Source organism: Cyanobacteria bacterium FACHB-DQ100 (assembly GCA_014695195.1).
Classification (GTDB): Bacteria; Cyanobacteriota; Cyanobacteriia; order Leptolyngbyales; family Leptolyngbyaceae; genus Leptolyngbya.
Window position 1 is genome coordinate 1 of sequence record JACJNW010000023.1, and the last position, 19424, is coordinate 19424.

At 46.6% G+C, this 19424-nt stretch carries 20 protein-coding genes, 1 tRNA gene and 1 rRNA gene; 10 read left to right on the top strand and 12 right to left on the bottom strand.

From position 1 onward, the window contains the following. Positions 1-112, bottom strand: a 16S ribosomal RNA gene (locus H6F51_08105); the annotation flags it as partial. 309 nt (positions 113-421) lie between these two features. Between H6F51_08105 and glyQ the strand changes: the two genes are divergently transcribed. Further along, positions 422-1309 (top strand): glycine--tRNA ligase subunit alpha, encoded by an 888-nt coding sequence (gene glyQ, locus H6F51_08110; protein ID MBD1822457.1) that lies wholly within the window; start codon positions 422-424, stop codon positions 1307-1309. Positions 1310-1366: 57 nt separating this feature from the next. On the opposite strand, the gene H6F51_08115 is transcribed toward glyQ, so the two are convergent. The 3 genes from H6F51_08115 to H6F51_08125 all read right to left on the bottom strand — a co-directional run bounded on the left by H6F51_08115 (position 1367) and on the right by H6F51_08125 (position 2840). Continuing rightward, on the bottom strand, positions 1367-1546 hold the full coding sequence (locus H6F51_08115) for a type II toxin-antitoxin system HicB family antitoxin (GenBank protein MBD1822458.1): 180 nt from the start codon (positions 1544-1546) through the stop codon (positions 1367-1369). A gap of 137 nt (positions 1547-1683) precedes the next feature. Continuing rightward, a complete protein-coding gene (locus tag H6F51_08120; protein MBD1822459.1) occupies positions 1684-2157 on the bottom strand; it encodes a hypothetical protein in 474 nt (157 codons plus the stop codon). Positions 2158-2303: 146 nt separating this feature from the next. Then, a complete protein-coding gene (locus tag H6F51_08125) occupies positions 2304-2840 on the bottom strand; it encodes an SMI1/KNR4 family protein (protein MBD1822460.1) in 537 nt (178 codons plus the stop codon). A gap of 412 nt (positions 2841-3252) precedes the next feature. Between H6F51_08125 and H6F51_08130 the strand changes: the two genes are divergently transcribed. The 4 genes from H6F51_08130 (at position 3253) to H6F51_08145 (ending at position 6933) form a co-directional block, all read left to right on the top strand. After that, the gene (locus H6F51_08130; GenBank protein MBD1822461.1) at positions 3253-3645 is read left to right on the top strand and encodes a hypothetical protein; all 393 of its coding nucleotides are present in this window, start codon (positions 3253-3255) and stop codon (positions 3643-3645) included. A 154-nt stretch (positions 3646-3799) separates the two neighbouring features. Continuing rightward, entirely contained in the window at positions 3800-4282 is a 483-nt protein-coding gene (locus tag H6F51_08135) for a DUF4079 domain-containing protein (GenBank protein MBD1822462.1), read from the top strand. Positions 4283-4595: 313 nt separating this feature from the next. Next, positions 4596-6824 carry a ComEC/Rec2 family competence protein gene (locus tag H6F51_08140; GenBank protein ID MBD1822463.1) on the top strand — a complete coding sequence of 743 codons (2229 nt, stop codon included), beginning with the start codon at positions 4596-4598 and terminating at the stop codon, positions 6822-6824. Between the two features lie 24 nt (positions 6825-6848). Then, positions 6849-6933 (top strand) — tRNA-Ser (locus H6F51_08145). A gap of 3 nt (positions 6934-6936) precedes the next feature. On the opposite strand, the gene H6F51_08150 is transcribed toward H6F51_08145, so the two are convergent. Continuing rightward, positions 6937-8016 carry a glycosyltransferase family 2 protein gene (locus H6F51_08150; protein MBD1822464.1) on the bottom strand — a complete coding sequence of 360 codons (1080 nt, stop codon included), beginning with the start codon at positions 8014-8016 and terminating at the stop codon, positions 6937-6939. Between the two features lie 337 nt (positions 8017-8353). Here H6F51_08150 and H6F51_08155 point away from each other — a divergent pair, with 337 nt between their 5' ends. Beyond that, positions 8354-8536, top strand: a complete 183-nt coding sequence (locus tag H6F51_08155; GenBank protein MBD1822465.1) for a hypothetical protein — start codon at positions 8354-8356, stop codon at positions 8534-8536. Here the strand turns inward: H6F51_08155 and H6F51_08160 are convergent. The 3 genes from H6F51_08160 to mug are packed head-to-tail and all read right to left on the bottom strand — an operon-like array spanning position 8533 to position 10421. Beyond that, on the bottom strand, positions 8533-9237 hold the full coding sequence (locus H6F51_08160; protein ID MBD1822466.1) for a cellulose-binding protein: 705 nt from the start codon (positions 9235-9237) through the stop codon (positions 8533-8535). The genes H6F51_08155 and H6F51_08160 overlap by 4 nt on opposite strands. Further along, the gene (locus H6F51_08165; protein ID MBD1822467.1) at positions 9234-9815 is read right to left on the bottom strand and encodes a cytochrome b; all 582 of its coding nucleotides are present in this window, start codon (positions 9813-9815) and stop codon (positions 9234-9236) included. Before H6F51_08165 ends, H6F51_08160 begins: the two co-directional genes overlap by 4 nt. A 48-nt stretch (positions 9816-9863) precedes the next feature. Beyond that, positions 9864-10421, bottom strand: a complete 558-nt coding sequence (gene mug / locus H6F51_08170) for a G/U mismatch-specific DNA glycosylase (protein MBD1822468.1) — start codon at positions 10419-10421, stop codon at positions 9864-9866. Positions 10422-10695: 274 nt separating this feature from the next. Here mug and lepB point away from each other — a divergent pair, with 274 nt between their 5' ends. Further along, complete coding sequence (gene lepB, locus H6F51_08175; protein MBD1822469.1) at positions 10696-11289, top strand: signal peptidase I; 594 nt, start codon at positions 10696-10698, stop codon at positions 11287-11289. A gap of 9 nt (positions 11290-11298) precedes the next feature. Here lepB and H6F51_08180 read toward each other — a convergent pair whose 3' ends face one another. Together H6F51_08180 and H6F51_08185 are read right to left on the bottom strand one after the other, a co-directional pair. After that, the gene (locus H6F51_08180) at positions 11299-12531 is read right to left on the bottom strand and encodes a dihydroorotase (GenBank protein ID MBD1822470.1); all 1233 of its coding nucleotides are present in this window, start codon (positions 12529-12531) and stop codon (positions 11299-11301) included. A gap of 79 nt (positions 12532-12610) precedes the next feature. Beyond that, positions 12611-13381 carry a DUF1350 family protein gene (locus H6F51_08185; protein MBD1822471.1) on the bottom strand — a complete coding sequence of 257 codons (771 nt, stop codon included), beginning with the start codon at positions 13379-13381 and terminating at the stop codon, positions 12611-12613. Between the two features lie 155 nt (positions 13382-13536). Here H6F51_08185 and H6F51_08190 point away from each other — a divergent pair, with 155 nt between their 5' ends. From H6F51_08190 to H6F51_08200, 3 genes are all read left to right on the top strand, one after another. Next, a complete protein-coding gene (locus H6F51_08190; GenBank protein MBD1822472.1) occupies positions 13537-14955 on the top strand; it encodes a HAMP domain-containing histidine kinase in 1419 nt (472 codons plus the stop codon). A 188-nt stretch (positions 14956-15143) separates the two neighbouring features. Beyond that, positions 15144-15881, top strand: a complete 738-nt coding sequence (locus H6F51_08195; GenBank protein ID MBD1822473.1) for a (2Fe-2S) ferredoxin domain-containing protein — start codon at positions 15144-15146, stop codon at positions 15879-15881. A gap of 82 nt (positions 15882-15963) precedes the next feature. Then, positions 15964-18165, top strand: a complete 2202-nt coding sequence (locus H6F51_08200) for a HAMP domain-containing protein (protein ID MBD1822474.1) — start codon at positions 15964-15966, stop codon at positions 18163-18165. A 12-nt stretch (positions 18166-18177) separates the two neighbouring features. Here the strand turns inward: H6F51_08200 and H6F51_08205 are convergent, their stop codons facing one another. After that, positions 18178-18711, bottom strand: a complete 534-nt coding sequence (locus H6F51_08205; protein ID MBD1822475.1) for a hypothetical protein — start codon at positions 18709-18711, stop codon at positions 18178-18180. Beyond that, positions 18711-19343, bottom strand: coding sequence for an imidazoleglycerol-phosphate dehydratase HisB (gene hisB, locus H6F51_08210; protein MBD1822476.1), 633 nt, complete (start codon positions 19341-19343; stop codon positions 18711-18713). The genes H6F51_08205 and hisB overlap by 1 nt, the downstream gene beginning before the upstream one ends. Positions 19344-19424 lie beyond the last annotated feature (81 nt).

Consider the following 19424-nt stretch of genomic DNA (forward strand, 5'->3'; position numbering starts at 1 on the left):
CTCACGCGTTACTCACCCGTCCGCCACTAAAGACCGAAGTCTTTCGTTCGACTTGCATGTGTTAAGCATACCGCCAGCGTTCATCCTGAGCCAGGATCAAACTCTCCATGTTGTAATAGATGTTTGTAGCTCTGGTAATTATTTCCGGTTTTCCTTCCGGTTCCTAAACACTTAGGAACATTTTCTTGACGAAGGCTTTCCTTTCTCTGGCTTCTAAACTATTCTGTTGTATATCGGTTCAAGCACTGTGAAGTGCGTCGCTTTCGCTCGGCTTCCCTCACCGCTTAATCAATATAGCCGGAACAGAAGGAGGATGTCAAGCAGGTTTTGAAAGTTTTTTCTAATCTGTTCTCAAACAACCGCTACGGCTTGCTTTACGCGACAATAGGCAAGTGAGTTTGGATGACGAGGGCAGGAAACCGTGAATTTTCAGTCTGTAATTTCGACGTTAAATCAGTTTTGGGCGGAGCGGGGTTGTTTGGTGGTGCAGCCTTACGATACGGAGAAGGGGGCTGGCACGAAGAGTCCGCATACGTTTTTAAGGGCGATCGGTCCTGAGCCTTGGGCGGTGGCTTATGTGGAACCTTGCCGTCGCCCGGGGGATGGGCGGTATGGTGAGAACCCGAATCGGGTGCAGCATTATTATCAGTACCAAGTTTTGATTAAGCCGTCGCCTGACAATATTCAGGAGATTTATTTGGAGTCGCTGAAGGCGTTGGGGATTACGCCGGAGGATCATGATATTCGGTTTGTGGAGGATAACTGGGAGGATGCGGCGGTTGGCGCTTGGGGGGTTGGTTGGGAGGTTTGGTTGGATGGGATGGAGGTGACACAGTTTACTTATTTTCAGCAGTGTGGGGGGCTGGATTGTCGTCCGGTGTCGATCGAGATTACTTACGGGTTAGAGCGATTGACGATGTATCTGCAAGGAGTGAACTCGATTTTCGATATTCAGTGGAATGATGACATTACTTATGGGGATGTGCATCTGCAAGGGGAAATTGAGTGTTCGACGTATAACTTTGAGGCATCGAATCCGGAGTTGCTGTTTACGTTGTTTAAGTTGTATGAGCAGGAGGCGGAACAACTGATGCAGCGTGGGCTGGTGTTGCCTGCTTATGATCAGGTGCTGAAGTGTTCGCATACGTTTAATTTGCTGGATGCGCGTGGGGTGATTTCGGTGACGGAACGGGCGCGGTATATTGGGCGGGTGCGGAATTTGGCGCGGCAGGTGGCGCAGCTTTATTTGAAACAGCGCGAGGAGTTAGGGTTTCCGCTGTTGAAGACGGAGAAAGTTGAGGCGGTCTAGTAGGAAAAAAGGGCGATCGTTCATCAAGCGTTAAATCGTTGGGGACGATCGCTTTGATTATTTGAAGACAAAGGCAACTTGCTCATCTTCGAGCAGCATCTCTATCACTTCTCGCAAGTTCTCGCGTAATTCATTTAATGTTTCATCTTGAGAATGCGCTCCAGGAAAGCCAGGAATGTGACCTACATAGAGGTTAGTGTCAGTATCTCGCTCTACTAGGGCGGTGAATGTTGTCACATCGCTTTCCATATCTAGCACCTTAACTTTTCTCGAAAGCTAATGTTATTAAGATAATTCAGTATGCGAGGCGACTGCACGTTCAAATTGAGGCAAAATGAGATAGTTATAGCTATTGGTGACCAATTCCACAAGTTTTATATATCAGTTTTATCAATAACAGCTTTTTTCATCCTGTCTATACCAACTACTACAACTGAACAGAAAACTGCAAGTAATAATAGCCAAATAGGTAAGCGAAAGAAAGGAATCAGAACGCCAAGAGCGAAATAACAGAAAAGTACAATAAATGAAAACTCAAATGTCTCAGACGGAAAATACACTTTGAGGCGTTCAATGCAAATGCCGTTCTTTATTAGGGAGCATTTTACATCACTTGATAGTATTGATTGAGAAAATACAACTTCATACGTATCTTCTTCAAAGATGAATCGGTGTGTACTTGTCATACTTAACGATCTTCTCTTTGAGATTAAGTTGTCATTGGCAAAGACGCATTCTTGTCCCGTGAACCAAGAAACATGGGCAGCAATTCTTTTATTACTGTCTTGAAAGATAAACCAAAGTCCTTCAGATAAACTAGTTTGGGAGGTTGTTGGAATTTTATTCATTGCAAGCCAATCGAAATGATCAACACAGTTCACGTTCCTGAGTCAGTGTGCCCATAAACATCAGGTCAACTTCCTCAGATTAGGAAGAAAGTTCTATTAAAGAAGCGATCGCACATCTACATTGAGGTGGGAAGTGTGATCGCAGTTCATTCTTCCTCTCGCTCAAATTGGAGCATATTGATAAACTCATCAAAAGATATAGCAAGTAGGTAAACATTGGAATATCCAGGCTCTTCACCTTCATCGACATCTTCTTCACACTCACGATCCCAGTAGTAGACAGAACCTTGATCCTCACCTGAAACCGCTAGACAAATCATGTTACCCAGAAGGTCAATTGCAATTGGCAGGAAGTTGAAAGGCATTCTTTCTCTGAAACAGTAATAGGTACTGAGAAGATCGTAAGCACCTGATGAATCTTCTTTAATTCCAAGAAAGACATTTACTGGAACTTCCTCACCTATGAAGTCTGCTCCTGGAAATGCTTTGAGAATGCGCGAGCTAAGTGAACCACTATAAGCAGCGTAACCGCCATAGTGAGTGAGAAACTCACGATAATCTGCGGGTAGAACTGCACCAATTTCACGTTCAACCGCTTGAAGCTGCTCTTCAGTAGGAGTTTTACAGTCATCACACACACAATAACCTGTGAAAGATTCTATTCGCTCTTGATATCTGCTCATCCTAAAATCATTCCTTGTCAAAATTCCACAGCCAACACTTTAAGCTTATTGGCGTTTCTGCCACGGTAAAACTTCTATTAGCCACAAGCACGATCGACACCTAAAAATCACGCTTGTCGTTAGAAACGCCGCGCTTGCCGTTAGGAATATCGCGATTTTTAGCAAAAAATCGAAATTTCACTTAGAAAAATCGCGCTTGTCGTTAGGAACGTCGCGATTTTTTCAACTTAGCGCACGATTTTTGTAAGAGCGATCGTAATTACGCCGAGAAAAAAGAATTTTTATAAGCACGGTCACTCAAACTGATTCAAAATCTTAACAGAGAAAATATAATTCTTTGCGTTTTTTGCTGAACTGAAACACAGTACAAATGAGCCATGTTGAGAGTAGCAAATCACTAAGGAGTGCATTTATGCCTCGTCAAAAACGAACCTCTCGAATTCTCGAAAAAGCTGAACTCCGAATCTCTGGATTGAAAGCGATCGATCCCCTCATGGATTTCGGCGGCTCCCGCAGCTTGGTAGACATGAGCTTACAGATGGAAAAATTGCGCGATCGACTCGAAGACTACAATCTCGCTTTAGCAAGGCTCGACTCGTCGAAAAAGGAGATTGATGAACTAGAGAAAAGCTTGGGCGACTTCATTGACAAGATGTTAATCGGAGTGGCGTTCAAGTATGGCAAAGATAGTCGGGAATATGAAATGGCGGGCGGGATGCGGAAGAGTGAGCGAATTCGCAAGAGCAGTGCGACTCGGATGAGAGCGAAGGCGGCGCGGATGGCTGACGAGGAGCAGAGCGCATAGTTAGAAAAGAGAAAGGTTGCACAATGGCGATCGCATCTCCAACATTAGGAAGCGATCGCTTTTTTGTCAGGAAACGCTTTGAATTTCAGCACTTGAACCTTTCTTCCCATAAAATGCTCTTAATATTTCTTGACGATGACGCAAGAGGGAGAACATGGGTACAAACTTGAGTGAAACGCTGGAGCCGATCGCGCAATTTTTTCGCTCTTTGAATTTGCCAGAACCGATCATTCATTGGGGACATCCGGTGATGATGGGAATTGTGGTTTTGGTGATGGGAGGCTATTCGGCTTGGGCTGGATGGCGGGGACGGTTAGCAGAAGATAAGGAAGTGGCGTTAAAGAATCGGGCGGATCACCGGAAGCTGATGCCGTTAGTTGTGCTGTTTATGACGCTGGGAGCAACGGGCGGAATCTTGTCGCTGGTGATGCAGAAGAAGTCGATTCTAGAGAGTCCGCATTTCTTGACTGGGATGGTGGTGTTGGGATTGCTCTATTTGAATGGAGCGGTTTCGCTGGCGGGATTTGGAGGCAATAAGCCGGGGTTGAGACTGTTTCACGCTTATTTAGGTACTGCGATCGCTGGAATCGTTTTGCTTCATGGTGTATTTGGCATTATGCTCGGACTCTCGATCTAAAAACATTTGCAAAAGCTGATTCGGAGTTGGCGGCGGCTGACTCTTTTTTTTGTGGTTACTTAAATTTTTGGGCACTCTTAAGCCAGCGTGAGTTTGATTGGGAAAATTCGCTGCGATTGTGGATTCGGGTTGCCCCCTAAATCCCCCACCTGTGGGGGACTTAGAGAAGAGGGATTCCCTATGTTTAAGAAGTGTTTTAACCTTCAAAGTCCCCCAGCATGGGGGATTTAGGGGGCAAGAAGCCGCTCAAATCGCAGCGAGAAACCTGATCAAATTCACCACAAACACGATCCTGCATGACAAAGAGTAAAAGATGGCTTCTACCAGTGTGGCCGTTTGGTGCCTGGCTTACATCGTCGGATTGCTGATGACCGCAGTGCCCTTTGGAGGCGCGATCGTACTCATCTCTAGTGTGATTTGTGCGCTTGTACTTTCGAGATTGAAGCTGAGACGAACGATCGCAAAGGCCTGGATTATTGCAGGATTCATTGGACTGGCGGCGGGGTTTTATCTACAGCTTCGGACACCGCAACCGAGCGCGATCGACGTGAGCCGATTTGTACCGAAAGAGCGGCAAGAAGTTACCGTGTCGGGGATTGTTGAATCGCTGCCGAAGTTGACGCGCAAAGACAATCGACAGGTTTGGTTAAACGTGACAAAGGTTGGAGAGCAGAAAGCGGACGGAAAGCTCTATGTCACGTTGTCAAAGATTGACGGAGAGGACTTGTATCCGGGACAAGCGACCGCCGTTCAAGGCAATCTCTACAAACCGAAGCCGAAAATGAATCCGGGCGGATTTGATTTTCAGAAATACTTGGCGCAAGAAGGCAGCTTTGCAGGGCTGAAAGGAACATCAATTCGACTACTCGACACGAATCAGAAGCCAACTTGGGGATGGTGGATGATTCAGAGAGAAATCGTGCGATCGCAAGCGAAACAATTTGGAAATGTAGAAGGATCGCTCATCAGCGCAATGGTAATCGGTGGGCGCGTGGTTGATGTCCCGTTTGATGTTAAAGATGCCTTTAGTAAGATTGGGCTGTCTCATGCGTTGGCGGCATCGGGATTTCAAGTCACGCTGATTTTAGGAGTGTTGTTGGCGTTGACGCGGCGATTTCCTAAAGCAGTACAGGTTGGAACGGGTGTGACAGGATTGATCGTTTTTATGGGGCTGACGGGAATGCAGCCTGCGGTATTTCGAGCCGTGATCATGGGGTTTGCGGTTCTGCTTGGAATCCTGTTGGAAAGATACACCAAGCCGTTAAACACATTGTTGATTGCAGCGATTATTTTGCTAATCGTAGAGCCGTTGTGGATTTGGAATTTAGGATTTCAGTTTAGCTTTTTAGCAACGTTGGGGTTATTGGTAACAGTTCCAGCACTTTCAAAACGGTTGGACTGGTTGCCGACTGTTATCGTTCCTGCGATCGCTGTTCCAATTGCCGCATTTATCTGGACATTACCTTTACAGTTATTTTCATTTGGGATCGTTTCCCCCTATTGCATTCCAGCGAATGTTGCTGCAACCTTGTTGATTTCATTTATTAGCATTGGCGGAATCATTAACGCGGTATTGAATTTAATTTCTCCTGCGATCGCAAGCCTCACAACTCCATTTCTGTACTATCCAACTCACGGGTTAATTAATGGTGTGAAATTCGTTTGTCAGTTGCCGGGAAATTCGATCGCAGTTGGCACAATTTCAATTCTATTAATGCTCGTACTGTATGGATTGATTTGCACACCTTGGATATTTTCCCGTTTTCAACGGCAATGGTGGGCGTTTCTTTTAGTTGGAATCAATTTAGTATTTATCCCTGCTTGGTATGCGCGATCGAACTTATTACAAGTCACCGCATTATCCGTGAATCAGACTCCAGTGATGGTGATTCAAGATCATGGACGAGTTGGATTGATTAACAGCGGTGATGCTGATGCAGTGCGCTTTACGATTCTGCCGTTTTTGCAGAAGGAAGGAGTTAACCGAATTGATTGGGCAGTGGCAGCTTCTCCTTCAGAAGGTTGGAGTACGTTGATCAAAGATTTGCCAATTCGATCGCTCTATGACTTCTCTGGTGAAAAACAGCCAGCCGTCTCACTTGAAGCAATACAGCAATTAACAGCGCAAAAAGGCAAGCATTTACCGATTACAACCGGACAAGTGATTAAAACAGGCACAATCGACATTCAAGCATTGAGCATCGAGCCAACGATTTTACAGCTTGGCGTTGAACAACGACGCTGGTTATGGCTGAAAGATGTACCGAATGTTAGTCAGCGGCAAGCGTTAGGCAATCATTTAAGTGGTAATGAAATTCTTTGGTGGTCGGGACGGCGATTGCATCCGAGATTGTTAGGACAAATGCAGCCGAGTGTCGCGATCGCCTACTCACGAACGATTCATCCTGAAACATTGCGTCAGTTGCAGGTGGGTCAAGTTCAGATTTACCAAACCCAAGCAGAGGGCGGATTGCAATGGTCAAAAAATCAGGGATTTAGAACAACTTTAGAAGTTGATGAGCCAGAAGCTTCATTCCTGTAGTATATTAATTGAGCATATGCACCTGGAGAGGTGGCAGAGCGGTTGAATGCGGCGCACTCGAAATGCGTTTTGGGGCAACTCAACGGGGGTTCGAATCCCCCCCTCTCCGTTTCTAAAGCTGAGTTGTTTTGACCATCTGTTGCCAACGGTATCGGATGACTAAATCGTATGGCTTCCAGACGTTGGAATGTGAAGGAGCGGGGAGTTGAGTTTCGATCGCGATCGCTGAAGGGTTCGACTTCCTTGATATTGAACGTTTTGAAGCGAAAAACTGTAGCGGGCGGGTTAGAGCTTTAGAAATCGCAATCAGCGTCACTTTATAAATTCCTGGACGCAGCAACAGCGCGAAATCTCCCTTCAAACTGCGGTAAAGCCATCGAAACATCAACGCATAATCACCCGCTAGATAGCTTTTACTGAGTAAATTGTTATAAAAAGCAGTGTTTGCCCATCGACGAATCGAACTGGGTAGCTCTGGATGGCGATCGTAAACACGCGACATGATTAATTCATAAAAGTGCGCCATTGTGGTGCATTTTGTAGACATACTGCCACTGTATTGGCGATAACCGATGAGATACTCAGGGACGATCGCAAAGTGATAATGTTCAGCAATCCGGAGAAACAGATCCCAGTCTTCACAAGTTTCTAGTTCAGTGTTGTAATCCCCCACCGTATCGATACAGCTTCGACGAAACATCACCGTACTTGCATTGTCGAGAAAGTTGTAGAACACAAGAACGGCTAGAACGTTTCCTTCAACTGCTCCAAGCTGACAAAAAGGTGAGTAGCCTTTAATCTTGCCTGTTTCAGTAAGATAGGTTGACCAAGAGTAAACTAATCCAATGGATTCATCAGCAGTTTCTAGACAATGAACGTGCTTTTCTAACCGTTCGGGATACCAAATATCATCAGCATCGATCGGCGCAATATATAGACCAGAAGACTGCCGAATTGCTAAGTTTCGAGAAGCAGCGACTCCAGAATTTTCCTGCTGAATCAGTTGAATACGATCGTCAATCGCCATATACGATCGCACAATTTCCGCAGTGCGATCGTTTGACCCATCATCGACCACAATCACTTCAAAATTGTGGTAAGTTTGCGCCAGAATTGACTTTAGCGTGTCTGAAATAAATGCCTCAGCATTGTAAGCAGCAATAATCACTGAAACAAGCGGATTCGAGATCATTAATTTCTTCCTTGAACGCTCTGCAAATATTGTTAACGAAATGGTTTCTAATTTGCAACTCTCTCCAACTAATACCAAATTGATCTTTAATCACTACAGATCTTGCAAGCCCCCTAAATCCCCCATTCTGGGGGACTTCAAGCCAAAGAAGGATTGAATATCTCAAAGTCCCCCACTCGTGGGGGATTTAGGGGGCAAAGGATCTGTAGCATTAACAAATTGATTGGGTACAAGGCAAAACATCTCTAACAACAGACAGAGAGTAGTTCTACTGCAGGAGACAGGATAACGATCGACGGAATCGCTACGGTAAAGCTAAGAGTTCTGATTAATCGTTATGGATTTTGAATCACGATCGCGCCGCAATTTCACATACGTTATGTGGATGCTTGGAACGGCTTTTATGCCCGTAGGTCTAAGCTTTGAAGTTGGCAGCTTTTGGCAAATTCTATTTTTAGGGGCAGGAGTTATTCTGTTTCTAATGGGTCATTTTATGTACCGAGATGCCTGGAATCGTTAAGGCTTTTTAGGCAGCGCTTTCTCTAAAGCTTGAAACCAACGATCTGCCATTTTTTGTTCTCCAGATTCGTTTGGATGCAGTCCATCGTAGGTATCTTGCTGCACATCAAATCCGCTGAATTGATCGACTAAAATGACTGGGCTTGTTTGCGAATTGATCGATCGAGCCAACGCCACAATTTGCTGATTAAACTGTTGAGTTAACGCTTCACCACCCGACGAAGGAATCAATTGTGAAATCAGAATCTTTAAGCGAGGATTCCGTTGCCGCATCACTTCGATTAACTTTCGGAGTTCAGCGATCGCACCGTCAAAACTCTGTCCGCCTAGAATATCGTTTGTTCCTAAATGAATTAATACAACGTCGGGTTTAGCAGTTGCTGACCAGCGAGCGATTTGAGCCAACACTTCATCCGCTTGCCAACCCCAATGTCCCTCATGATCTTGATCAAAATCAGATTTAGGCGCATTTCCTAAATAATGAGACTTTGTTGAACCGACAAAATTCACGTCATACCCTGCGGCTCGAAGTTTAAGCCACAACGGACGACGATAACTATTGTGATTGCGATCGGCTTGTGTAATCGAATCTCCAAGCGGCATGATCCGAATGCTAGTTGGAGTGCCATCCACTGAAGCAACAGGCGTACACCCTGATATCAATAACCCCGTTACGATAGCACTCCAAAAAACCTGCTTCATGTCCGAACCGTTTTAGATTTTAGTTTCAAGAAATTGCTAAACCGTCGCCAATGAGCGCGAGCTACTTTCCATTGTGCGATCGTATGCAGAACAATGAACGCCAAAAAGGTGTAAGACAGCCAAAAGTGAGCATTACGCCCGACCTCCGCCATCGCAGGATTTTGGGGAAACAGATCCGGTAAAACAATCCCAAAGAATTTGACATTGTTAGGACGGAACGAGTTTGAGAGTAAAAATCCAGTGATCGGAACTGCCCACATCAACACATACAAACTTGTATGCAGTGCGACTGTTTTAAACCAAGCAGGCGTAAATTTTGGAAAACGTTTCGTGTATTTCTTCCACCACACTTGCAACAGTAGAAAAATCCGCCAAGTCAGCAGCGCCATCGATAGCACTGCGATCGACTTATGAAAATCGTACAGCGAACCCCGATAAGACACAGAGCGATCGAGTTGTGACATGAACGTTCCCGTCACGAACAGAACCAGATACGCTCCACTCATCCACCAATGAACCGACATCAACTGCTTGAAAGCACTATTCAATCTAGGTTTGAGTGCATGAACGATCGACATGGCATTCCTCTCAAAGCTTAAACTTTTGTTAAGTCTAGACGCCTGAGATTAACTTTGTGTTGCAAATTCGTAAAATTCCCCATACACCTCAGCCAGATCCTTGATCTGATAGTGAGCATTCAAACCGCTCGGATTCGGTAGCACCCAAATCGTTGTATTGTATAGCGGCTCTTTTTGCAGTCCCATTTGCGCTTTCGGTTGCTTAAACGCCGTTCGGTAAGCGCTCACTCCCAAAACGGCTAGATATTTCGGTTGATATTGTTCGAGTTTTTCGGCGAGATCCTGATGCCCGGTCGCTAAGTCTTCATTCGTTAACTCATCGGCTCTTGCAGTTGCACGAGCGGCTAAATTGGTTAAGCCGAAACCACGATCGAGCATGGTTCTGTCTTCAAACGGAGATAAGAGTCGATCGGTAAATCCAGCTAAATGGATGGCTTTCCAAAATCGATTCCCAGGACGGGCAAAATGGTGTCCCACGGCTGCACTGTACAAACTGGGATTAATCCCGCTAAACAGAACTTTGAGATTTGGCGCAATAATATCCGGCAGCGTTGTATTGTAAGCGGCGTGAACTTCAGCTTTTGTCGGTTTGTAGATTGAAGGCATTTTCAGAGCGAGTCGCGAACTTCTCCATCCTAAGAAATTCACGCTCAACTCTAAGCATCAAATCTCAATGCCCGTCCTCGAACTTCGGTATTGAATTTGCCGCGGTCGCGCTCAACTGCCAAAAGTTTTAATCATGCCAATCGGATTGAAAAAGTAAGCACCTCTTGCTACAGTTCGGAGAATTGATACTGAAAGTGTAAATCCACCCGTGTAGATTAGACTGGGAACGAAGGTTTCTATTTCAGCCTCTAGAATCTGTAGTCGTTAAGGTGATATGAATCGCGTGGATAACCCGGCTCCTAACAAAAAAGCGCATCAGAAAAAAGACGAAAATCCCTGGGTAGAGGGACTCAAGACCATCGGTTTAAGTGCGGTTCTCGCGATCGGGATTCGGCAGTTCGTCGCAGAAGCTCGCTACATTCCGTCTGGTTCGATGTTGCCCACCTTACAGATCAACGATCGTCTGATCATCGACAAGATCAGTTATCGGTTCAATAATCCACAGCGCGGCGATATTGTTGTCTTCTCTCCGACTGCTGCTTTAGAGAAACAGAATTTCCACGATGCGTTTATCAAACGGGTGATCGGACTACCGGGTGATAAAGTTCAGGTCAAAGGCAATCGGGTCTACGTGAACGATCAGCCACTCCGAGAAAATTACATCGGCAAAGACGAAGCACCCCAATATGAATGGGGGCCTCAAGTGGTTCCTCCAGATTCTTATCTCGTGCTGGGGGACAACCGCAACAACAGCTATGACAGTCACTATTGGGGCTTCGTCCCTCGCGACAAGATTATTGGCAGAGCGGTTGTCCGATTCTGGCCCCCGAATCGTGCAGGTGAGCTTGCACCAGAACCAAAATATTAGAAACACAAGTTAGAAACACCAAGCTTGCAGCACTCGTCCATTAATGGACTGACTGAACCAAGCGGTATTTGTGGACAGCGATCGTAGATGGGAACGATCGACTGTCCATTTTTCATTCGGATTGAACAGAATTAAATCACTCGGTTGGCCGGGCGCGATCGCGCTCAAGTCCTGTCCCAAACACTGAGCCGGACGCACGCTAAGACTCCGCCATAAATCCAACGCCGACCAGCGACCCGACTCAACTAAATTCGACCACAGAAGCGGTAACGCCAGTTCTAAGCCGATCGCTCCAGACGGTGCTTCTCCGAACGCAACGGTTTTTTCTTCGTAAGTGTAAGGAGTGTGATCGACCGCGATCGCATCGATTACGCCATCTGAAACTGCCTGAATTAAAGCGTCTCGATCGTTCGGGTTGCCAAGCGGCGGATCAAGTCGCAAGCTCGGATCATAAGACTGTACAGAATCGGTACTCAGGAGCAAATGCAGCCAAGTGGTACTGGCAGTGATGGGAACCCCTCGCGCTTTTGCCGATCGCACAAGTTCTACCCCTCGCGCTGTTGAGATTCGCATCAGATGGGCTGGTGTTCCAATCTCTTCAATACATTCAAGCAGGGCAGATAATGGAGCGGATTCTGCCATAATTGGCACTCCCGGCAGTCCAAACCGCATCGAATTTACGCCTTCTCGAATCACGCCTTTTCCGGTGAGTCCTGGATCAGATGCCCAAAGCGCGATCGGCTTCTGCATGGGCTGCAAATATTCCAACAATCGCCGCACTAATGCCAGATTTGAAATCGGTTTGCCATCGCTAAATCCGATCACACCTTCTGCGAGTTCCGTGAGTTCAGTCATTTGCTGTCCCTGAACACCAAGCGTTAACGCACCCCAGCAGCTAATTCTCGAAGATTTGGTGCGAATTTGAGCGACGATCGCGCTTTGATCAATCGCAGGATTCGTATCCGGCAGAATGTTCAGACGAGTAAATCCACCCGCGATCGCCGCTGCTTGCAAAGATTCCAAAGTTTCGCGTTCTTCAAATCCGGGTTCTCCACTGTGGCTGTACAGGTCGATTAATCCAGGTGCGAGAATCCAGCCCGAACACGATCGCCGCTCCGCTTCTTGGGGAACTTCTGAAGGCGAGAAAGACCGCACAATCCCATCTTCGAGTAGCACATCGGTCACGCGATCGACATTCGCTACTGGATCAAGCAATCGGACTTGCTGAAGCAAAACAAACATGATTTTCCATCATTGAAGAACAGACGATCGGGCAACTCCCGAATCCCCGTTTAATATTCAAGTACGTTTTGGCGCTAATTTAAGCGAACGGATTCAGCCATTTCAAAATCGTTTTTTCTAGCTGATGTAATTCCCGATAAATCTCCTGACGCATCCACTGTCCGATCGCATCGATCGGCGTAAACGAGCCTCCAACCTGCCATTTCATATCAGGGCCTAACGGCGTAAGGTGCGTTCCTTTGAGGCGATGAGTGGTAATCAGTCCCGGATAGGACTCTTCTAGAAGCTGCGCTAACGGGAGCGATTGATCGATCGAATCATCCGCAAATTTAATAATCAAATTGCGTCGCACCGAATAGCGATCGCGAATCAAGGCAGTCGTCTCCGTGGGCGAAGGCGTGAATTCAACAGAGATCCCCTGTGGTTTTAGAAATTGCGAAAACTGCTCAACAAACGGGACGGCTTCTTTTGCGGCGTAGTTATTAAACGAGATGAAAATATTTCCCGCTCGCTCAACCGAAAACAAGCTACCAGCCAGCAAATGCAGCTTACAGCCCATACTGTGCCCCATGCCATAAATCGGCAAATAGCGCACTGAATACTGCGATCGCACACCGTTCAACGCTTTCTCAAAATTGATCAAAACCGACTCTGCAATCTCAGCATGATCAAACGTATTCACAAACGGAGTCGCTACGATTAGGTAGCCTTGATCACCTAAAAACTCTAGCAAACGGCGGTAAGTTAACTGTGGAGCCGTTGCGACAAAAGCGCCGCCAAGAAAATGAATAATCGCGATCGGACGATCGGGAACGAGAACCCAATTCCCAGAAATTTCTTGCCAATCCATGAGCGAAATTGAAGATTAGGGGGTATCTCTAGCCTAAACCGATTCTCTAAAATTCAACGGCTTCGGACATCGCATTGCATTTGGTACGGTTCTACGATCTTTCTTTAATCGAGAAACCAGATACGCTCTAAGGTAGTCGCAGTGAAAGTCGTGTTATGTCTGAGTGGATCTTCCCAACCCTGAGTGAAATTTTGGCAGCCAGTAATGAAACACTGGATCTTCCTGAACTTGAAGCGCCCGTTTCAGTCGCATCTCGACAACTGCGAGCAGAGCGGGAGTGGTTTGGCGCGATCGCCGCACTCGAAGCCCTCTTGCAATCGACCGAAGGCGCAGTGTTTTCTGCTCCACTCCCAGTTCTTAGCCAGCCCGGAGTGCCTAATATCTCCGCTTGGCTGTTTACGCCCAGCGTGATGTTTTCGGGCTTCCCGTTCCAATTACCTTCTGCTGATGGCAACATTACAAAGGGCGAAACGACTGATACTCTAGCGCTGCTCCCCGGTGATCCGCTCGCATCGCAGCCGTTCTGTCTAGCGCTGACTCGTGAATTTAGCCTGTTAATGGTGCAGGGTGAAAACGGCTCCGGCGATCCGATTTTCCAGTTTTCGTTTGATCCAGAAGCGATCGATCGCGCCTGGCAAACCTTGAGACTGCGCGTGGTGCTGATGAATCCGGGACATCTTCCCAAGCTCGATCGTCTCTACAAAACCTTTCCGCCTGTCGAACCCAAATACAAATTAGTCACGCAGTTTACTCATGCACTCCTGAGCTATTTGCCAGACCCAATCACAGAATCCGAAAAGCGCACGATTCGCGCTCCTCGACCGATGCAAGCGCAAACTGCCGATGTGCTAGCAGGTGCAGATGTCGAATTGCTGCAAGCAATCTCGCACGAAGTTCGCACACCGCTCACCACGATTCGGACACTCACGCGGTTATTGTTACGCAGAAAAGACCTACCCGCAGATGCCGTGAAACGATTGGAAGTGATCGATCGCGAATGTAGCGAACAAATCGATCGCTTCAATCTGATCTGTCATGCAGTCGAAATCGAAACTTCAGCAACTAAGGTTTCATCGCTGGCGACAACTTCGCTAGAACAGGTACTAGAACAAAGCATTCCGCGTTGGCAAAAACAAGCGAGTCAGCGCAACCTCACGCTGGACGTAATTTTGCCGCAGCACATTCCCTCGGTAATGAGCAATCCGACCATGCTGGATCAGGCGTTGACGAGTTTAATTGAACGATCGGCGCGGAGTTTGCCCTCTGGCGGTTCGATTCAAGTGGAGGTGTCGTTAGCAGGACATCAGTTGAAATTGCAGCTTCAACCCCAGGCAAAGGACGATTATGTCGATTGTTCGAGCAAACACCGAATGCCGCTCTTGAAATCTCTGGGACAAGTTTTGATGTTCCAGCCCGAAACAGGCAACCTGAGTTTGAATCTGAACGTTACTAAGAATATCTTTCAGGCATTAGGCGGAAAGCTAATCGTGCGAGAACGCCCAGAGCAGGGTGAAGTATTTACGCTGTTCTTGCCATTAGAACCGAGTAAAGCGGCTACGGAAGTACGAGTTTAATAAGCATTCAAACTTTGAGATCTCCGGCTTGTGACCTTAAGCCGGAGATTTTTGCTATTGGGGATCAAAGATCGACCGTTGGTTTTTATTGAGAAGTATTTGCAAAAGCTGAGCAATTCGAGTATGTTGGTTGTCAGAGGTTATTGCATATCTTTGGCAATAACTGAGTCGTTATTTTCACTTGAACCATGACTCTAGCCCTTCAATCTGGTGAATTTCGTTTCTCTGGTCAGTTTCTCGGCTACGTCTTCAAAGATGGCTACAAAATCAAGCGACTGACGATCGCAACTTCAGAAGGCGAGTTTTCGATCAAAATGACGAAGTTAGCAAGAGCAAGTCTCAAGCAAACGCTACTTCCCGGAGAGCAGATTCAGATTCGAGGATGGAAGAAGTTCGATCGCAAAACTAACACCCTGAAATTTAAGGCGTATTGGATTCAGCCAATGTCGATTTCGGCAGCCCTTCCTTGTCAAGCAGCAGCGAAAGTGAACGCTACGAAAATCGGCCATCCCAAGCCGCAAAAGCCTGGAAAAGAAGCGATTCTGATGTGTCAGAAATCAAGCTGCATGAAGCGAGGCGGAAAAGCCGTTTGTAGCGCGATCGAAAAAGCAATTAGCGATCGTGGACTCGAAGATCAAGTCAAAATCAAGGGCACAGGCTGTATGAAAGCTTGCGGGAAAGTCCCCGTGGTCTTTATGCCCGGAAAAACGCGCTACACCAAAGTTGATCCGAAAGATGTCGCTAGTTTAGTGGATGAGCATTTTGCACTGGTTAGCAGACCTGCAACGGAACCCACACTGCCAGTAGAATCCACAACTGTTTTAGAATCCACAGCTGCTTTAGAATCCACAACTGCTTTAGAATCCACAACTGTTCTAGAATCTACAACTGTTCTAGAATCCGCTCCAGTATTGGCTACCGTCTAGTTTTCAGGCATCTAACCCAAACCCAACCAATTTTTCTGTGTAGATTGGGAATTCTCGTAGAAGTTGTGCAGAAGCCCCCTCTATGAAAGTTCCCTTCATAAAGTCACCTGTACCAAGAATTTCGCTTCGCTTGGTACTGGTTCTACCATTTGTTCTACAGATTTTTGGTGCAGTTGGATTAGTCGGCTACTTGTCTTTTAAGAACGGGCAGCAGGCAGTCAACCGCTTAGCCGATGAGTTAGTTGAGAAAGCCAATCAACGCATTGATAGCCATCTCGATCAATATCTCGCTTTGCCTGCACAACTGTTGCAAATTAACGAAGATGCCCTTGCCAATGGAGAGATTAAGCTTGATGATTTCTCCGCCACTGAACGGTACTTTTGGAGACAGGCAAAAGCGTTTCCAGAGGTTGGGTTTGTGGGGTACTCCTTATCAACGGAACGATCGTCTGGAGCAGGGCGCTGGCTTGAGGGAGTCGATGTCATTTTGTTTCGGGCATTACCAGACGGGCAAGCATATGATTTTTTGCCAAATTATCGTGGCGCGATCGCCAAATTAGCGCAAACCTACACTTATCGCACGACTGAAAGAAGCTGGTATCAAAGAGCCGCAACAACCGGGAAAACAGGCTGGGGCGAAGTCGAAATCACTTCCATGAACCGACTTGAAGGCTCAATCCCGAAGGGTGAGGTGATGCTAGATGGTGTGTCGTACTACACAGCGATCGGCATGACCACGCCAATCTACGACAACAATCAGAAATTTATTGGGGTGCTTAATGTAGATCTAACCTTGGGAAATATCAGTCGCTTTTTGCGCGATTTCAAGGTCAGTCGGACTGGGCAGATGATGATTATCGAGCGGGATGGATCGCTGATCGGCAGTTCGATGCCGAGTCAGCTTCTCCGTAAGGAACAGGATCAGGTGAAGCGCTTCACCATCTTCAACAGTCCTGATCCGTTGATCAAAGCAATGAGCAAAAATTTGCAGCAGCGGTTTTCGTCGCTCACTGCCATTCAGTCACAGCAGAAATTTGCGCTCGAAATTGATGGAGCGCGGCAGTTTATCAATGTGTTGCCCTGGCGCAATGATCAAGGACTCGACTGGCTGATCGTGGTGATTGTGCCAGAGTCGGACTTTATGGCGCAGATTGATCAAAATCTCCGCTTAACGATCTTGCTTTGCGCGATCGCGACAATTGTAGCAGCGCTCTTGGGTTGGTGGACTTCGCACTGGATTGTTCAGCCGATTTTGAGGCTGAGCCAGGCATCTGAGGAGATCGCTAAGGGAGAGCTAGATCAAACAATTCAAATTTCCAGAATTCGCGAATTGCGGCAGTTAGGACGATCATTTAATCGGATGGCACAGCAGTTACGCGATTCTTTCATGACGCTGGCAAGAGCCAACGAGCAATTAGAACAACGAGTTGAAGAGCGCACTGTAGAGCTGAGTGAAACGCTTCGGACTCTGCGCCAAACTCAGACCCAGATGATTCAAACAGAAAAGATGTCGAGTTTGGGGCAAATTGTTGCGGGTGTGGCGCATGAAATCAACAATCCAGTTAATTTTATTCACGGCAATTTGGTTTATCTCGATCGCTATACGCAAAGCTTGTTAGAGTTAGCAGCAATTTATCAGAAGCACTATCCTCAACCTGATCCAGAAGTAATTGAAGTGTTGGAGACGATCGATTTTGAGTTTTTAAATCACGATCTTGAAAAAGTGTTTAACTCGATGCAAACAGGTACAAGACGGATTCAGGATATTGTGCTTTCTTTGCGAAATTTTTCGCGCTTAGACGAAGCCGAATTGAAAGCCGTTGAAATCGAGAGCGGCATCGAAAGCACATTAATGATTTTGCAGCATCGACTAAAATTTACGAGCGATCGACCTGAGATTAAAGTAGTGAAAAACTTCGCGCAATTGCCAAAAATTGAATGTTATCCAGGTCGGCTCAATCAGGTGTTACTGAATTTGATGAGTAATGCGATCGATGCGATTGAAGCCGATCCCAAGCTTGATCCAACGATTTGGATCAGCACAGAACTCACTCAAGATGGATGGATCGCAATTACGATCGCTGACAATGGCTGCGGCATTCCCAAGGAGATTCAAAGCAAAATTTTCAACCCATTTTTTACGACTAAACCTGTGGGTAGAGGCACAGGTTTAGGATTATCGATCAGCTATCAGATTGTGAATGAGCAACATCAGGGTCGATTGTGGTGTGATTCAACCGTGGGAGAAGGCACGAAATTTGTGATTGAAATTCCGGTCAGTTGATCGACAATTCCCTTAGCGCCGACCGACCAATCGAAACGAATTGAGAAACACATTAATGCTGGTTGCTAAGCCTTGTTCTTGATTCTCTTTCGTCGTTGTGACATTGACAAAATAGGCGCGGCGATTCACAAGATAAACGCGCCACTTTGCGACCATATCATTGGGTAGCTTAAAGTTCATTTCTCGACCTGGAAATCGATTGAGTTGAATCGTGCGAAATGAGATTAACTCTCCTTGATCTTTCGCCGCACCTTTACGAACGCCTTCGTACACTTCGTTCTGGAGGCGTTTATCGTTTCCCGGTGCAACCGGCAAATCGAGATAACCTACCGAATAGCGCACCGATTCATCGTCTCGGAGCAGTTCAAACAGCGTCAAACCACTCTCTTTACGCTCTTTGGGTGTTCCGGGCATGACCACGGAAAATCCGCCGCGTTGTGACGTAAACCGCTTCCAAATGCTCTCCTGAGCAATAACGCTTTTGAGTTCAACCACAGGCGATCCGACCAAAATCGCCACGCCTAATACCAATTGCCAGCCCCGCATCACAGCACACCCTTCGAGCTTGGAATTTCGTGTGCCCGACGCGGATCCGTTTCAACTGCCATTCGTAGCGATCGTGCAAATGCCTTAAACGTCGCCTCAATAATGTGATGTGAATTGATGCCATCCAACTGGCGAATATGCAGCGTCATTTGAGCGTGATTGACGATCGCCACAAAAAATTCTCGAACTAATTGCGTATCATAAGTTCCGACTCGCTGAGTCGGAATTTCTAGCCCGTAACTCAGGTGCGGACGACCAGAAAAATCTAGCGCCACTTGGATCAGCGCTTCATCAAGCGGTGCGACAAAATGCCCGAAGCGAACAATGCCTTTACGATCGCCTAATGCCTTCGCAAGCGCCATTCCCAGCGTGATTCCAACATCCTCATTTGTGTGGTGATCGTCGATCTCCAAGTCCCCGATCGCCTGCACCGTCAGATCGATCAAGCCATGCGACGAAATCTGATGCAGCATATGGTCGAGAAACGGAATCCCTGTCTTTGCCACACATTTCCCGGTGCCATCGAGATTAACCGTGACTTGAACATCAGTTTCCCCAGTTTTACGAGAGACTGAGGCAATTCGAGCGACAGGAAAAACGGAAGAAGTTTGAGGACGATCGCTAGTCTGCATGGAATCCATCACATGAAAGGCAGACTCTATTATGTCAATTTTTTACCCGTGTCTAAAGATCGAAATTGATCGACGCTACAC

Excerpts from the sequence above, each read along its gene's own strand:
- H6F51_08120 (MBD1822459.1), bottom strand. The coding sequence starts at position 2,157 with ATGAATAAAATTCCAACAACCTCCCAAACTAGTTTATCTGAAGGACTT.
- H6F51_08125 (MBD1822460.1), bottom strand. The coding sequence starts at position 2,840 with ATGAGCAGATATCAAGAGCGAATAGAATCTTTCACAGGTTATTGTGTG.
- H6F51_08130 (MBD1822461.1), top strand. The coding sequence starts at position 3,253 with ATGCCTCGTCAAAAACGAACCTCTCGAATTCTCGAAAAAGCTGAACTC.
- H6F51_08135 (MBD1822462.1), top strand. The coding sequence starts at position 3,800 with ATGGGTACAAACTTGAGTGAAACGCTGGAGCCGATCGCGCAATTTTTT.
- H6F51_08140 (MBD1822463.1), top strand. The coding sequence starts at position 4,596 with ATGGCTTCTACCAGTGTGGCCGTTTGGTGCCTGGCTTACATCGTCGGA.
- H6F51_08150 (MBD1822464.1), bottom strand. The coding sequence starts at position 8,016 with ATGATCTCGAATCCGCTTGTTTCAGTGATTATTGCTGCTTACAATGCT.
- H6F51_08155 (MBD1822465.1), top strand. The coding sequence starts at position 8,354 with ATGGATTTTGAATCACGATCGCGCCGCAATTTCACATACGTTATGTGG.
- H6F51_08160 (MBD1822466.1), bottom strand. The coding sequence starts at position 9,237 with ATGAAGCAGGTTTTTTGGAGTGCTATCGTAACGGGGTTATTGATATCA.
- H6F51_08165 (MBD1822467.1), bottom strand. The coding sequence starts at position 9,815 with ATGTCGATCGTTCATGCACTCAAACCTAGATTGAATAGTGCTTTCAAG.
- mug (MBD1822468.1), bottom strand. The coding sequence starts at position 10,421 with ATGCCTTCAATCTACAAACCGACAAAAGCTGAAGTTCACGCCGCTTAC.
- lepB (MBD1822469.1), top strand. The coding sequence starts at position 10,696 with ATGAATCGCGTGGATAACCCGGCTCCTAACAAAAAAGCGCATCAGAAA.
- H6F51_08180 (MBD1822470.1), bottom strand. The coding sequence starts at position 12,531 with ATGTTTGTTTTGCTTCAGCAAGTCCGATTGCTTGATCCAGTAGCGAAT.
- H6F51_08185 (MBD1822471.1), bottom strand. The coding sequence starts at position 13,381 with ATGGATTGGCAAGAAATTTCTGGGAATTGGGTTCTCGTTCCCGATCGT.
- H6F51_08190 (MBD1822472.1), top strand. The coding sequence starts at position 13,537 with ATGTCTGAGTGGATCTTCCCAACCCTGAGTGAAATTTTGGCAGCCAGT.
- H6F51_08195 (MBD1822473.1), top strand. The coding sequence starts at position 15,144 with ATGACTCTAGCCCTTCAATCTGGTGAATTTCGTTTCTCTGGTCAGTTT.
- H6F51_08200 (MBD1822474.1), top strand. The coding sequence starts at position 15,964 with ATGAAAGTTCCCTTCATAAAGTCACCTGTACCAAGAATTTCGCTTCGC.
- H6F51_08205 (MBD1822475.1), bottom strand. The coding sequence starts at position 18,711 with ATGCGGGGCTGGCAATTGGTATTAGGCGTGGCGATTTTGGTCGGATCG.
- hisB (MBD1822476.1), bottom strand. The coding sequence starts at position 19,343 with ATGCAGACTAGCGATCGTCCTCAAACTTCTTCCGTTTTTCCTGTCGCT.